General features: G+C 67.3%; 2 protein-coding genes. Both read right to left on the reverse strand.

Annotated elements, in window-relative coordinates:
- Positions 1-251: 251 nt before the first annotated feature.
- Positions 252-15,458 carry an Ig-like domain-containing protein gene (locus KY501_RS22015; RefSeq protein ID WP_309242985.1) on the reverse strand — a complete coding sequence of 5,069 codons (15,207 nt, stop codon included), beginning with the start codon at positions 15,456-15,458 and terminating at the stop codon, positions 252-254.
- A gap of 211 nt (positions 15,459-15,669) precedes the next feature.
- Positions 15,670-16,902 (reverse strand): cell division protein FtsA, encoded by a 1,233-nt coding sequence (ftsA, locus tag KY501_RS22020; RefSeq protein WP_044198530.1) that lies wholly within the window; start codon positions 16,900-16,902, stop codon positions 15,670-15,672.
- Between the last annotated feature and the right edge of the window lie 23 nt (positions 16,903-16,925).

The raw sequence follows: 16,925 nt of genomic DNA on the forward strand, positions 1-16,925 counted from the left end.
ACCTGCCTGTAGCGGCCCGCAGCGGCCCCAAGTCCTGACAGGCACTTACGCGCCGCACTGAACGTCCATTCCGTGTCGCGGAATGTGGCTGCGCGGGAGCTTGACTGGAGATCCGGATTTTGTCCCGCGGGCTCGTGCACCGCATGACCGCCCTGGCAGCCGCGCTCCGGAGATCCACCCCGAAGCACGGACCGCAGGACGGTCACGCACCACAGTCTCGGTCAGGGGTCTGACATGCCCCCCCGAACGGCTCAGGGCTGGTCGACCTCGACCTCCCGAGGCTTCACCTTGACGACGGTGAACTCCACGCGGCGGTTCTGCTCGCGGCCCTTGGCCGTCTTGTTGGAGGCCACCGGCCGGGCCTCGCCGTAACCCACCGCCTCGAGGCGGCCGCCGTCAATGCCCTCCATGGAGAGGCGATCGCGCACGGCCTCCGCCCGGGTCCGCGAGAGGACCAGGTTGACCCCGTCATCGCCCTTGTCGTCGGTGTAGCCCTCCACACGAACCTTCTCGATCTGCGAGTTGGCCCTGATCACCTGCGCCACCTGCTTCAGCAGCGGGAAGGACTTGGGGAGGATGGTGGACTTGTTGTTGGCGAAGAAGAGCTTCTCGAGGATGACGATCTTCTCGCCCTCGACGAGCACCTTCGCCTTGCCCTTGTCCGGGCAGCCGTCATCGTCCTTCACGCCGTTGATGGTCTCCGGCTGCGTGGGGCACTTGTCGTCGGCGTCCGCGACACCGTCGTGATCGTTGTCGGGATCCGGGCAACCATCCGTGTCCTCGAAGCCGTCCTTGTCCTCGGCGGCCTGAGGGCAACGATCCTTGTCATCCAGGATGCCGTCCCCGTCCGTGTCCGCGATCGGCGCCGTGTCCGGGCAGCCGTCTTCGTCCTCGAAGCCGTTCTTCGACTCAGGCTCGTTCGCGCACTTGTCGCTCGCGTCCGCGATGCCGTCCCCGTCGTTGTCCGTGTCCGGGCAGCCGTCTTCGTCCTGGAAGCCGTCCTTGTCCTCGGCGGCTGCGGGGCAACTGTCCTTGTCATCCGGGATGCCGTCCCCATCCGTGTCCGCGACCTGCGGCGGAGGAATGACCTCCACCTTGGTCTTGCCCTCGTTCGGCAGGGGCTCGGGCGGCTTGACCTCGGCCTTCGGCTCGGGCTTGGGCTCCGGTCTCGGGCTCGCCTTGGGCGCGGGCGCCACGTAGGCCAGGCCCGCGAACACGCGGAAGCCCGGCGTGCCGTAGCCCTGCGAGAGGCCAGGGCCACCGCCCAGGTGCGCGGCGATGACGTCCGAGATGCGGTACCGCACCGTGGCCAGCACCTCCAACGGCTTCTCCTCGGAGCCCCCCTCGCCCAGGCCCAGCGCGCCCATCAGCGTGCCGCCCACGGCGAGTTCGCGCCCACTGACCCGGAAAGGCACCTCCGCGCCGACCCCGTAGGCCAGCTCGTTGGAGACGACCAGGTTGCGCAGCTGCTGCTTGGAGCGGAGGTTGAGGCCCACGTTGGCCAGCACCCGCGCGCCCCCGCTGCTCCCCCACTCGCCGAGCAGCTTCGGACGGACGGAGAAGCCGCCTCCGAGAAAGCCCGAATCACCGCCGGTGGGCAGGTGGATGGGCACCGCGGCGCCCAGCGTCAGTCCGCCTGAGGAGTACAGGCTCGCCTTGGGCACCACGCGCACGTCTCCCAGGCCGGACTTGCCGACATCGTCCGAGAAGATGGGAGAGTCGCCGGACTGGGACGTCTGCGACGTGAAGGGCACCGCCAGGCCAATCTCGAACCGATCGAACAGCGCGATGGCGCCCAGGATGTCCACGGTGAGCTGGTTCGCCACCAGCTTGTAGGCCACGGCGTTGTCCTGGCGCGGATCGAGGACGGTGAGCGGGTCCTTCGCGTAGTTCACCGACAGGCCCAGGTTCCAACCCCAGTTCCCGTTCACCCTCGCGCTGTGGAGGCCCAACACGTCATAGGCCCCCGGCGCTGGCTTGTACTGCTGGACGTCGATCTTCTGGGACGCCGGGCTCGTGACGATGGTGGGCTGGGCCTTCGCCGGAGCCGCCACGAAGACGGCCAGCATGCCCAGCACACCCCAGACGCCCGCCCGAGAGGCCGGGTGCGAGCTGCCCGCCGCACGGCGCCGCCGCAGGAGCGGCAGGCCGAGCAGCAGCAGCAGCGGCATCAGGCTGGTGCCCGTGGAAGCGCAGCCGCTGCCCGCGATGATGAAGTCATCCGAGTCGTCCAGCGGATCAGTGCCACCGTTGACCTCGGCGCCATCGCTCGCGCCACCGTTATCGGTGTCCTTGTCGCGCGGATCGGTCTCGCCCGCATCCACGACACCGTTGTGGTCCTTGTCCTCAACGCCATCCGACAGGCCGTCACCGTCCGTGTCGGGGTTGTTCGGATCCGTGCCGGTTGCGATCTCGATCGCATCCGGAATGCCGTCGCCGTCGGAGTCGAGCGAAGTGCCGGTCACCGTCACCGTCACCGTGGCCGTATCCGTGCCGCCGTTGCCGTCCGAGATCGTGTACGTGAAGGTCGTCGTGCCCGTGAAGCCCGTCGCCGGCGTGAAGCTCACCACGCCACCCGTGAGCGTCACCGTGCCGTTGGCCGGCTGGGTCACCGCCGTCACCGTCAGCGTCTCGCCCACGTCCGGCGCGAACGTGTCGTTGGCCAGCACGTTGAGCACCGTGGCCCCGCTGTTCTGGGCCACCGTGAACGTGTCGTCCACTGCGTCAGGCGGGTGGTTCTGCGTATCGCTCACGATCACCGTCACCGTGGCGGTGTCCGTGCCGCCCTTGCCATCCGAGATCGTATACGTGAACGTCGTCGTGCCCGTGAAGTCCGTCGCTGGCGTGAAGCTCACCTCGCCACCGCTGAGCGTCGCCGTGCCATTGGCCGGTTGGGTCACCGCCACCACCGTGAGCGTCTCGCCCGTGTCCGGCGCGGACGTATCGTTGACCAGCACATTCAGCACAGTGGCTCCGCTGTTCTTGGCCACTGTGAACGTGTCATCCACCGCGTCAGGCGGGTTGTTCGGCGTCTCGCTCACGATCACCGTGACGGTGGCCGTGTCCGTGCCGCCGTTGCCATCCGAGATCGTGTACGTGAACGTCGTGGTCCCTTTGTAGCCCGGCGCCGGCGTGAAGCTCACGCTCGAGTCCGTGAACGTCACCGTGCCATTGGCCGGCTGAGTGACCGCCGTGATGGTCAGCGTCTCGCCCGTATCCGGCACGAACGTGTCGTTCAATAGCACGTCCAGAACCGTGGCCGAGCTGTCCTTGAGCACCGTGAACGTGTCGTCCACCGCATCCGGAGCATCGTTCACCGGCGTCACCGTCACCGTCACTGTCGCCGTGTCGGTGCCGCCGCTGCCGTCGGAGATCGTGTACGCGAACGACGTGGTGCCATTGAAGTTGGCCGCCGGCGTGAAGCTCACGTTCGAGTCCGTGAACGTCACCGTGCCATTGGCCGGCTGAGTGACCGCCGTGATGGTCAGCGTCTCGCCCACGTCCGGCGCGAACGTGTCGTTGGCCAGCACGTTGAAGTCCGTGGCCCCACTGTCCTCGGCCACTGTGAACGTGTCGTCCACCGCGTCAGGCGGGTTGTTCGGCGTCACCGTCACCGTGACGGTGGCCGTGTCCGTGCCACCATTGCCATCCGAGATCGTGTAGGTGAACGTCGAGGTGCCAGTGAAGCCCGTCGCCGGCGTGAAGCTCACCACACCGCCGCTGAGATCCACCGAGCCACCCACCGCCGGCTGAGTCACCGCCGTCACCGTGAGCGTCTCACCCGTGTCCGGCGCGAACGTGTCGTTGACCAGCACGTCCAGCACCGTGGCCGAGCTATTCCTGGCCACCGTGAACACGTCGTCCACCGCGTTCGGCGGATCGTTCACCGGCGTCACGATCACCGTCACCGTGGCCTTGTCCGTGCCACCACGACCGTCGGAGATCGTGTACTCGAAGGTCGTGGTGCCGTTGAAGTTGGCCGCCGGCGTGAAGCTCACCACACCGCTCGTGAGCGTCACCGTACCGTTGGCCGGCTGGGTCACCACCACCACCGTGAGCGTCTCGCCCGCTTCCGTCGTGTCGTTGGCCAGCACATTCAACACCGTGGTGCCGCTGTCCTCGGCCACCGTGAACGTATCGGCCACCGCGTCAGGCGGGATGTTGGCCGTCTCGCTCACGACCACCGTCACCGTGGCCGTGTCGCTGAGACTGCCATCGGAGATCGTGTACGTGAACGTCGTGGTCCCCGTGTAGCCCGCCGGCGGCGTGTAGCTCACCACACCGCTCGTGAGCGTCACCGTGCCGTTGGCCGGCTGCGTCACCGCCGTCACCGTCAGCGTCTCGCCCGTGTCCGGCGCGGACGTGTCGTTGAGCAGCACGTCCAGCACCGTGCCCGAGCTGTCCTTGAGCACCGTGAACGTGTCGTTCACCGCGTCCGGAGGATCGTTCACCGGCGTCACCGTCACCGTGACGACGGCCGTGTCCGTGCCGCCGTTGCCGTCCGACACCGTGTACGTGAACGTCGTCGTACCGTTGAAGTTGGACGCCGGGGTGAAGCGCACCGCGGTGCCGGTGTTCGACACCGTGCCGTTGGCCGGCTGGGTCACCGACGTGATGGTCAGCGTCTCGCCCGTGTCCGGCAGCGTCGTGTCGTTGGCGAGCACGTCCAGCACCGTGGCGCCGCTGTCCTCGGCCACCGTGAAGCTGTCATCCGTGGCGACAGGCGGGTTTGCGGGCGGGAACACAGACACCGTCACCGTGGCCGTATCCGTGCCGCCGCTGCCGTCCGACACCGTGTACGTGAAGGAGGTGACGCCGACGAAGCCTGTCGGCGGAGTGAAGCTCACCGTGCCTCCGCTGAGCGTCACCGTACCGTTGGTCGGCTGGGTCACCGCAGTCACCGTGAGCGTCTCACCCACGTCAGGCGCCGTCGTGTCGTTGGCCAGCACGTCCAGCACCGTGGCCCCACTGTCCTTGAGCACCGTGAAGCTGTCGTCGTTGGCCGTCGGCGGGTGGTTGGAGCCCGAAACCGTGACGGTCACCGTCGCCGTGTCCGTGCCGCCATTGCCATCCGACACCGTGTACGTGAACGTCGTAGTGCCCGAGAAGCCCGCCGCAGGCAGGAAGCTCACCACACCACTCGTGAGCGTCACCGTGCCGTTGGCCGGCTGGGTCACCGCCGTCACCGTCAGCGTCTCGCCCGTGTCCGGCGCCACCGTATCGTTGGCCAGCACGTCCAGCACTCGTGCCGGGCTGTCCACCGGCACCTGGAAGCTGTCGTCCACCGCATTCGGCGCGTCGTTGACCGGAGTGACCGAGATCGTGACGCGAGCGGAGTCCGAGCCGCCATGGCCATCGGACACCATGTACGTGAACGTCGTGATGCCGTTGAAGTCGGGGGCCGGCGTGAAGCTCACCACGCCGCCCGTGAGCGTCACCGTGCCGTTGGCCGGCTGAGTCACCGCCACCACCGTGAGCGTCTCGCCCGTGTCCGGCGCCGTCGTGTCGTTGGCCAGCACGTCCAGCACCGTGGCGCCGCTGTCCTCCGCCACCGTGAAGGTGTCGTCATCCGCCGTGGGCAGGTTGTTGGTGCCCGAGACCGTGACGGTCACCGTCGCCGTGTCCGTGCCGCCGTTGCCATCCGAGATCGTGTACGTGAACGAGGCGATGCCGCTGAAGTCCGGCGCCGGCGAGAAACGCACCACCCCACCCGCGAGCGACACCGAGCCATTGGTCGGCTGGGTCACCGCGGTGACGGTCAGCGTCTCCGGCGCGTCTGGCAGGTACGTGTCGTTGAACAGCACGTCCAGCGCATTGGCCGTGCTGTTCACCGCCACCTGGAAGCTGTCGTCGTTGGCCGTCGGAGGATCGTTCACCGGCGTCACCGTCATCGTCACCGTCGCCGTGTCCGTGCCGCCATTGCCGTCCGACACCGTGTAGCGGAACGTCGTGGTGCCATTGAAGTTGCGCGCTGGCGCGAAGCGCACCAGGCCACCGCTGAGCGCCACCGTGCCGTTGGCCGGCTGGGTCACCGCCGTGATGGTCAACGTCTCGCCCGTATCCGGCAGCGTCGTGTCGTTCGCCAGCACGTTCACGGCCGCGAGCGGGGAGTCCTCAGTCACCGAGAAGTTGTCATCCACCGCGTCGGGCTGATCGTTCACCGACGACACCACCACCGTCACCGTGGCCGTCGTCGTCCCACCGTTGCCATCCGAGACCGTGTACGTGAACGTCACGGTGCCGTGGAAGTTGGCCGCGGGCGTGAAGGTCACCACGTTGCCCGAGAGCGTCACCGAGCCGCGGCTCGGCTGGGTCACCGCCGTCAACGTCAGCGTCTCGCCCGTGTCAGGAGAGATCGAGTCGTTGGCCAGCACATCCAGCACCGTGGCCCCGCTGTCCTCCGCCACCGTGAAGGTGTCGTCGCCGGCCGTAGGCGGATCGTTCACCGGCGTCACCGTCACCGTGACGGCGGCCGTGGCCGTGCCGCCATTGCCGTCCGACACCGAGTACCGGAACACCGTCGTGCCGTTGAAGTTCGGCGCTGGCGTGAAGCTGAGGGTCGAGGACGTGAAGGTCACCGTGCCGCCCACAGGCTGCGTCACCGCCGTGATGGTCAGCGTCTCGCCCGTGTCCGGCGCCGTCGTGTCGTTGGCCAGCACGTTGAAGTCCGTGGCCGAGCTGTCCTCCTCCACCGTGAAGACATCGTCCACAGCCGTCGGCGGGATGTTGGAGCCCGTGACCGTAATCGTGACGGTGGCCGAGGCCGTGCCGCCATTGCCGTCCGACACCGTGTACGTGAACGTCGTGGTGCCCGTGAAGCCCGCCGCCGGCGTGAAGCTGACGTTCGCGGCCGTGAAGGTCACCGTGCCGTTGGCCGGCTGGGTCACCGACGTGATGGTCAGCGTCTCACCCGTGTCCGGCGCCGTCGTGTCGTTGAACAGCACATCCAGCACCCTGGCGCTGCTGTTCACCGCCACCGTGTAGCTGTCGTCGTTGGCCGTGGGCTGATCGTTCACCGGCGTCACCGTCACCGTCACCGTCGCCGCGGCCGTACCGCCATTGCCATCCGAGATGGTGTACCGGAACGTCGTGGTGCCATTGAAGTTCGGCGCCGGAGTGAAGCTGACGTTCGTGGCCGTGAAGGTCACCGTGCCGTTGGCCGGCTGGGTCACCGCCGTCACCGTCAGCGTCTCTCCCGTGTCCGGCGCGAACGAGTCGTTGGCCAGCACGTTGAAGTCCGTGGCCCCGCTGTCCTCGGCCACCGTGAAGACGTCGTTACTGGCCGTCGGCGGATCGTTCACCGACGTCACCGTCACCGTGACGGTCGCCGTGGCCGTACCGCCATTGCCGTCCGACACCGTGTACGTGAACGTCGTCGTGCCGTGGAAGTTGGCCGGAGGCATGTAGCGCACCACGCCGCCCGTCAGCGTCACCGTGCCGTTGGCCGGCTGCGTGACGGCCGTCACCGTGAGCGACTCACCCTCGTCCGGCACCACCGTGTCGTTGGTCAGCACGTCCAGCACCGTGGCCGCGCTGTCCTCGGCCACCGTGAAGGCGTCGTTGTTGGCCGTCGGCGGATCGTTCACCGGCGTCACCGTCACCGTCACCGTCGCCGTGTCCGAGCCGCCGTTCCCATCCGAAACCGTGTACGAGAACGACGTGGTGCCGTGGAAATTGGCCGCCGGCGTGAAGCTCACGTTGGAGGCGGTGAACGTCACCGTGCCGTTGGCCGGCTGCGTCACCGAGGCCACCGTGAGCGTCTCGCCCGTGTCCGGCGTCGTCGTGTCGTTGGCCAGCACGTTCAGCACCGTGGCCCCGCTGTCCTCGGCGAGCGTGAAGCTGTCGTCGTTGGCCGTGGGCGGGTTGTTCGGGCTGCCCACGCGGACCTCCACCGTGGCCGAAGTCGTACCGCCATTGCCGTCCGAGATCCGGTACGTGAACGTCGCGAGCCCCTCGAAGCCAGGCGCGGGCGTGAAGCTCACGTTGGAGCCCGTGAAGCTCACCGTGCCGCCGGTGGCCGGCTGCGTCACCGAGATGATGACGAGCGTCTCGCCCACATCCGGCACGGACGAGTCGTTGGCCAGCACATCCAGCACCTGGGCCGCGCTGTCCTTGGGCACCAGGAAGCTGTCGTTGTTGGCCGTGGGCGGGTCGTTCACCGGCGTCACCGTCATCAGCACCGTGGCCGTGTCCGAGTCCCCGCTGCTGTCGGACACCGTGTAGGTGAACGACGTGGTGCCGAAGAAGTTGGCCGCCGGCGTGAAGCTCACCACGCCTCCGGTGAGCGTCACCGTGCCATTGGCCGGCTGCGTGACGGCCGTCACCGTGAGCGTCTCGCCCTCGTCCGGCAGCGAGCTGTCGTTGAAGAGGACGTCGAGCGGCGTGGCACCGCTGTCCTCGGCCACCGTGAAGGCGTCATCGTCGGCCGTGGGCGGGTCGTTCACCGGCGTCACCGTCACCGTCACCGTCGCCGAGTCCGAGCCTCCATTCCCATCGAGGATCCGGTACGTGAACGACGTCGTCCCATGGAAGTTGGGCGCGGGCGTGAAGCTGATGTTGGAGTCGGTGAAGGTCACCGTGCCGCCCGTGGCCTGCGTCACCGAGGTGATGGTCAGCGTCTCGCCCGTGTCCGGCGCCGAGCTGTCGTTGAGCAGCACGTCGAACACCGTGGCGCCGCTGTCCTCGGCCACCGTGAAGCTGTCATCCGTGGCCAGCGGAGGATCGTTCACCGGCGTCACGTTCACCGTCACCGTCGCCGTGTCCGTGCCTCCGTTGCCGTCCTCCACCGTGTACGTGAACGTCACCGTGCCGTTGAAGTCGGCCGGAGGCGCGAACTCCACGCTGGAGCTCGTGAAGGTCACCGTGCCGTTGGCCGGCTGGGTGACCGCGGTAATGGTCAGCGTCTCGCCCGTGTCCGGCGCGGTGCTGTCGTTGGCCAGCACGTCCAGCGCCGTGGCGCTGCTGTCCTCGGCCACCGTGAAGGTGTCATCCACGGCCGTGGGCGGGTCGTTCACCGGCGTCACGTTCACCGTCACCGTCGCCGTGTCCGTGCCGCCGTTCCCATCCGAAACCGTGTACGTGAACGTCACCGTGCCGTTGAAGCCCACGGGCGGCGTGTAGCGCACCACTCCTGAGGTGAGCGTCACGGTGCCGCTGGCCGGCTGCGTCACCGCCGTCACCGTCAGCGTCTCGCCCGTATCCGGAGTCGTGGTGTCATTGGCCAGCACGTCCAGCACGGTGTCCGCGCTGCTCTCGGCCACAACGAAGGTGTCGTTCACCGCATCCGGCGGGTCGTTCACCGGCGTCACCGTGACGGTGACCGTGGCCGTCGCCGTACCCCCATTGCCGTCCGACACCGTGTACGTGAACGTCACCGTGCCGTTGAAGTTGGCCGCCGGCGTGAAGCTCACGCTGGTGTCCGTGAAGGTCACCGTGCCGCTAGAGGGCTGGGTGGTGGCGGTGATCTTCAGCGTCTCGTCGAGCTCGGGCGCCGTCGAGTCGTTGGCCAGGACGTTGAGCACGGTCGCCGCGCTGTCCTCGCCCACCGTGAAGGCGTCATCCAGGGCCGTGGGAGGATCATTCACCGGCGTCACCGTCACCGTGACGATCGCCGTGTCCGTGCCCCCGTTGCCGTCCGACACCGTGTACGAGAACGTCACGGTGCCGAAGAAGTTGGCCGCCGGCGTGAAGGTGACGTCGGAAGCCGTGAAGGTCACCGTGCCGCTGGACGGCTGCGTCACCGCGGTGATGGTCAACGTCTCGCCCGTGTCCGGCAGCGTCGTGTCGTTGGCCAGCACGGTCATGAGCGTGGGGCCGCTGTCCTCGGTCACCGTGAAGCTGTCGTCGTTGGCCGTCGGCGGGTCGTTCGTGTTGCTCACGTTGACCGTGACGGTGGCCGTGGCCGTGCCGCCATTGCCATCCGAGATCGTGTACGTGAACGTCGTGGGCCCCACGAAGCCCGCCGTGGGCGTGAAGATGACGCCCGTGGAGGTGAAGGACGTCGTGCCGTTGGCCGGCTGCGTGACGGCCGTCACCGTGAGCGTCTCGCCCGTGTCCGGCACCGCCGTGTCGTTGGTCAACACGTCCAGCGTCGAGGGGCCGCTGTTCTCGGGCACCGTGAAGGTGTCGTCGTTCGCCGTGGGCGGGTCATTCACCGGCGTCACCGTCACCGTCACCGTCGCCGTGTCCGAACCGCCGTTGCCGTCGGACACCGTGTACGTGAAGGACGTGGTCCCGTTGAAGTTGGCCGCTGGAGTGAAGCTGACGTTGGTGGCCGTGAAGGTCACCGTGCCGTTGGCCGGCTGCGTGACGGCCGTCACCGTCAGCGTCTCGCCCGTATCGGGAGTCGTCGTGTCATTGGCGAGCACGTTCACCACCGTGGCCGCGCTGTCCTCCGTCACCGTCACGGCGTCGTTCACCGCGTCCGGCGGGTCGTTCACCGGCGTCACCGTCACTGTGACGGTCGCCGTATCCGTGCCCCCGTTCCCATCGGAGATCCGATACGAGAACGTCGTGGTGCCGTTGAAGTTGGCGGCGGGCGTGAAGCTGACGTTCGCGGCCGTGAAGGTCACCGTGCCGTCGGTCGGCTGGGTCACCGACGTGACAGTCAGCGTCTCACCCGTGTCCGGCAAGGACGAGTCGTTGGCCAACACGTTCAGCACCGTGGCGCCACTGTCCTCGGCCACCGTGAAGGCGTCGTCGTTGGCCGCGGGCGGATCGTTCACCGGCGTCACCGTCACCGTGACGGTCGCCGTGTCCGTGCCGCCGTTGCCATCCGAGATCGTGTACTGGAACGTCGTGGTGCCGTTGAAGTCCGGGGCCGGAGTGAAGCGCACCTGGGTGGCGGTGAAGGTCACCGAGCCATTCGCCGGCTGCGATACCCCCGTGATGGACAACGTCTCGCCCGTGTCGGGCCCCGTCGTGTCGTTGGCCAGTACGTTCACCGCCGTGGCACCGCTGTCCTCTGCCACCGTGGCGACGTCGTCCACCGCATCCGGCGGATCGTTCACCGGCGTGACCGTGACGGTCACCGTCGCCGTATCCGTGCCACCGTTGCCATCCGAGATCGTGTACGTGAACGTCGTGGTCCCGTTGAAGTTGGCGGCCGGGGTGAAGCGCACCACGCCCGTGGTGAGCGTCACCGTTCCGTTGGCCGGCTGAGTGACGGCCGTCACCGTGAGCGTCTCGCCTACGTCACCGTTGAGCGAGTCGTTGGCCAGCACATCCAGCACCGTGGCGCTGCTGTCCTCGGCCACCGAGAAGCTGTCGTTCACCGCATCCGGAGGATCGTTCACCGGCGTCACCGTCACCGTCACGGTACCGATGGCCGTGCCACCATTGCCGTCCGAGAGCGTATACGTGAACGTCGTGGTCCCGTTGAAGTTGGGCGCCGGGGTGAAGCGCACCACGCCACCCGTGAGCGTCACCGTGCCATTGGCCGGCTGGGTGACGGCTGTCACCGTCAGCGTCTCGCCCGTATCCGGAGCGCTCGAGTCGTTGGCCAGCACATCGACCACCGTGGCAGTGCTGTCCTCGGGCACCGAAAGGGTGTCGGCGGTGGCCGTCGGCGGGTCATTCACCGGGTCGACCGTAACGGTGACCGTGGCTGTGGCCGTGCCACCATTACCGTCCGAGATCGTGTACGTGAACGTCGTGATGCCGAAGAAGTTGGGCGCCGGGGTGAAGCTGACGTTGGTGGCCGTGAAGGTCACCGTGCCGTTGGCCGGCTGGGTAACCTCGGTAATGGTCAGCGTCTCGCCCGTGTCCGGCGCGGTGCTGTCGTTGGCCAGCACGTTGAGCTTGTTGGCGCTGCTGTCCTCGGACACCGAGAAGCTGTCGGCGTTGGCGGTGGGCGGATCATTCACCGGCGTCACCACCACCGTCACCGTCGCCGTGTCCGTGCCGCCATTGCCGTCCGAGATCGTGTACGTGAACGTCACCGTACCGTTGTAGCCAGGGGGTGGCTTGTAGCTCACCACCCCGCCGGTGAGCGTCACCGTGCCGCTGGCCGGTTGCGTCACCGCCGTCACCGTCAGCGTCTCTCCCGTGTCGGGAGCAAACGAGTCGTTGGCCAGCACGTTCAGCACGGTGTCCGCGCTGCTCTCGGCCACCGAGAAGTTGTCGTTCACTGCGTCCGGCGGGTCGTTCACCGGTCTCACCGTGACGGTGACCGTCGCCGTATCCGTGCCGCCGTTGCCGTCGGACACCGTGTACGTGAACGTCAACGTGCCGTTGAAATTGGCCGCGGGCGTGAAGCGCACATTGGACGTGTTGGCCGTCACGACGCCGCCCGAGCTGGGCTGCGTGACGGAGGTGATGGTCAGCGTCTCGCCCGTGTCCGGCAGCGTCGTGTCGTTGGCCAGCACGTTGAAGGTGGTGACTGCGCTGTCCTCGTCCACGGAGAAGGCGTCATCCACCGCGTCGGGCGGCGCGTTCACCTGCTCCACCGTCACCGTCACCGTCGCCGTATCCGTACCGCCGTTGCCGTCCGAGATCGTGTACGTGAACGTCACGAGCCCGGTGAAGTTGGTCGTGGGCGTGAAGCTCACGTTCGCGGCCGTGAAGGTCACCGTGCCGCCCGTGGCGGGCTGCGTGACAGCCGAGACGGTCAGCGTCTCGTTCGTGTCCGGAGCGAACGTGTCATTGCTCAGCACGTTCAGCACCGTGGCCCCGCTGTTGCGGCTCACGGTGAAGGCGTCGTTCACCGCGTCCGGCGGATCGTTCACCGGTCTCACCGTGACGGTGACCGTGGCCGTGGCCGTGCCACCGTTGCCGTCCGAGACGGTGTACGTGAACGTCGTGGTGCCGTTGAAGTTGGCCGCGGGCTTGAAGCGCACCTTCGTGGGATCGAACGTCACCGTGCCGTTGGCCGGCTGGGTCGCGGCGATCACGGACAGCGTCTCCCCGGTGTCCGGCGCCGTCGAGTCGTTGGCCAGCACGTTGAAGTCCGTGGTCGCGCTGTCCTCGTCCACCGTGAAGACGTCCGCGGTGGCCACCGGCGGGTTGTTGCCCACCACCACCGTCACCGTGGCGGTGTCGGTGGCGTTGCTGGGATCCTTGATGGTGTACGTGAACGTCACGGTCCCCAGGTAGCCCGCCGCCGGGGTGAAGGTGACGTTGGTGCCCGTAAAGGTCACCGTGCCCTTGGACGGCTGGGTCACCGCGGTGATCGTCAGCGTCTCCGGCGCATCCGGCAGGTACGTGTCGTTGGCCAGCACGTCCAGCACGGTGCCCGGGTTGTTGGCTCCCACCGTGAAGCTGTCGTTCACGGCATCCGGCGGATCGTTCACCGGCGTCACCGTCACCGTCACCGTGCCCGTCGCCGTACCGCCATTGTTATCCGCGAGGGTGTAGGTGAACGTCGCGGTGCCGAAGAAATTGGCGTCCGGCTTGAAGCTCACCACGCCGCCGGTGAGCGTCACCACGCCGCCCGAGCTGGGCTGCGTCACCGCGGTGACGGAGAGCGTCTCGCCCGTCTCCGGCCCCGTCGAGTCGTTGGCCATCACGTTGAGCACGGTGGCCGCGCTGTCCTCGGCCACGGAGAAGATGTCTGCAGTGGCCACCGGCGGATCGTTCACCGGCGTCACGTTCACCGTCACCGTCGCCGTCGCCGTCAGCGCGCCATCCGAGATGGTGTACGTGAACGTCGTGGTGCCGTTGTACTCGGCCGGCGGCGTGTACATCACGCTGGTGCTCGTGAAGGTCACCGTGCCGTTGGCCGGCTGAGTCACCGCGGTGATGATGATCGTCTCCGGACCGTCCGGCAGGGACGAGTCGTTGGCCAGCACGTCCAGCGCCGTGGGCGTGTCCTCGAGTACCGCGAAGGTGTCATTGGTGGCCGTCGGCGGATCGTTCGAGCCCGTCACCGTCACCGTCACCGTGCCCGTCGCCGTGCCGCCCCGGCCGTCCGAGATCGTGTACGTGAACGTCGCGGTGCCGAAGAAGTTGGCGTTGGGCTTGAACTGCAAGGTATTGCCAACGATGGTCACCGTGCCGCCCGTGGGCTGGGTCACCGCGGTGATGGACAGCGTCTCGCCCGTGTCCGGCGCCGTGCTGTCGTTGGACAGCACGAAGAGCGTCGTGGCCGCACTGTCCTCGGCCACCGTGTAGATGTCGTCTCCGGCCGTGGGCGGGTTGTTCGCCTGGCCCACGTTGCACGTCACCGTGGCCGTGTCCGTGGCGCTGTGACCATCATTGATCGTGTACGTGAACGTCGTGGTGCCTCGGAAGCCGACGTTCGGCGTGAACTTCACGCCCGTGGCAGTGAAGGTCACCGTACCGTTGGCCGGCTGCGTCACCGAGACGATCGTCAGCGTCTCGGGCGGGTCCGGCAGGTACGTGTCGTTGGCCAGCACGTCCAGTGCGTAGTCCACCGCGTCGCCCGGCACCGTGAACGTGTCGTCCACCGCGTCCGGAGGATCGTTCACCTCCGGAGAGACGTTGATCGGGACGATCCGGCTACCGTTCTTCACGCCTCCGAGACCGCTGTTGCCCAGGTCGATGACCGACAGCACGAGGCCCGTCATGCCGTAGTAGTTGGGCGCCGGGGTGAACTTCAGGATGGACAACGCGGCATTGATGCTGGCCAGCGTTCCCGTGAACTGCATGGTGGAATCGTGATCGCCGTCGCCGTTGGTGAAGGTCAGCCCCGTCGTCTGCCTGAGCGTCATGGACCCGCGCAAGGCCCCTCCGGTGATGTCCAGGGTCACTCGCAGGTTGCGGTTGAAGGCGTCCGGGTCCGCGATGGAGATGAGGTTGCCGTTCGCCGCCGAGAAGATGATCTCCGTGTCCTCGGGGGCCGTCTGCACCGTCACCGGCCCGTTGACCGTGGGCGCATCGTTCGTTCCGACGACCGTCTCCTCCGAGTCCGTGTTGTTGGCCGGCGTGGGATCCGTCGTCGCCGAGGAGATGGTGACGCTCGACTGCAGCAGGACGTCGTCCTGGTTGGGCGTCCGCATGTGGAAGGTCAGGGTCGACGGGGAGTTCACCGCCCACGGCGTGAAGAGCCGGCAGTTCCAGACCCCGGCGCTCGGATTGCTGCAGGAGAACGGCCCCACGTCGAAACCCAGCGACGCGGCCTGGGTGGGCAGAATGATGGCCACCAGGACGTTGTCCGCCGGGTCCGGCCCCAGGTTCACGACCTCGAACTTGTAGTCGAAGGCGGTGTTCTCCGCGACCGGATCGGCCGTGTCAGACATCGTCACCTGCAGGTTGGCGTTCCCCGCCAACATCCAGGCCACGTTCTTGTCTGGATTCAGCAGCCACTCGCCCTTGGTCGGGCGCTGGCGCGGAATGATCAGCGGCTCCGCGGGCACCCGGGTGGCCACGGGAGCGGCGGCGGTTTCAAAGTCATTCAGTGACTCCGGACCGCAGCTGGCTCCCAACACTCCCAACAGGAGCAGGGGCATCAGCCGGCGGACGTTCGCGGAGCAAACAGAAATCGAGGAGGAACCCATCATGGTGGATGTTCCAGGCCGGGACGGAGCCACTCGGGAGCGGCCTCGTGCCTCGGTCGTTTGAGATGCGGGTGAGGACGTGGTCAGTGGGATTACGGCTGCCTACTTGAAGCGTTCCGTTCAGGATTGTACCCGAGGAATGTTGATCAAAAAAAAGAGGGACCCCACTTGGGATCCCTCTTCTTGCTTTCCGGGTTTCTGTTGAGCAGTCCGGCTAGAAAATTTCCTCAAGCCACTCGCGCATGCGGCCTTTCACTTTCTTGTACACGTTCTCTTCGCGAATCCGGAACATCCGGCGGTCGAGGTTGCGAGCGCCGTAGACGACCAGGCCCACGCCGGTCGCGTACATGGGGCTCTTCACCACGTCTACCAGGCCGCCGATACCGCGAGGCATACCGCGTCGCACGGGGAGTCCAAGCACCTCTTCGGCCAGCTCGGGCATGCCCGCCAGCAGCGTGGAGCCGCCGGTGATGACCACGCCCGAGGCGAGCAGATCCTCGTAGCCACACTTCTGGATCTCGCGGTGGACGAGCTGGAAGATCTCCTCCACGCGCGGCTCGAGGATCTCGCAGAGGATCTGCCGGCCGAGCACCCTCGGCTGGCGTCCTCCCACGCTGGGGACCTCAATGGTCTCGTCTTTGTTCACCATGCTGGCGAGCGCGCAGCCGAACTTCTGCTTGATGCGCTCGGCCTCGTGAGCAGGCGTGCGCAGGCCAATGGCGATGTCGCTGGTGAGGTTGTTGCCGCCCAGGGCGATGACGGCCGTGTGGACGATGGAGCCGCCGGAGAAGATGGCGATGTCCGTGGTCCCGCCGCCGATGTCCACCAGGCAGACGCCCAGCTCCTTCTCGTCCTCGCTCAGCACGGCCTCGGCGGAGGCCAGCGGCTGCAGGACGATGTCCGCGACGTTGAGGCCCGTGCGGTTGGCGCACTTGACGATGTTCTGCGCGCTGGAGACGGCGCCGGTGACGATGTGCACCTTGGCCTCGAGCCGCACGCCCGCCATGCCCAGCGGCTCCTTGATGCCGCCCTGATCGTCGATGATGAACTCCTGGGGCAGCACGTGGATGACTTCCCGATCCAGCGGGATGGCCACGGCCTTGGCGGCGTCGATGACGCGGGCGATGTCCGCCTCGCGGACCTCCTTGTCCTTCACCGCGACGATCCCCTGGGAGTTGAAGCCCTTGATGTGGCCACCGGCGATGCCCGTGTAGACGTGGGAGATCTCCGCCCCCGCCATGAGCTCGGCCTCTTCCACCGCGCGGCGGATGGAGGACACGGTCGCCTCGATGTTGACCACGACGCCCTTGCGCAACCCCTTCGAAGGGTGGGTGCCGATTCCGATGATGTCGATCCCGCTGTCGGTGAGCTCACCGACGATCGCGCAGATCTTCGTCGTGCCGATGTCGAGGCCGACGATGATCTCCCCAGACTTCTGCTTCGCCATGACCACTGCCTCCCAGGTGCCCC

This window comes from Hyalangium versicolor (assembly GCF_020103695.1).
GTDB lineage: Bacteria > Myxococcota > Myxococcia > Myxococcales > Myxococcaceae > Hyalangium > Hyalangium versicolor.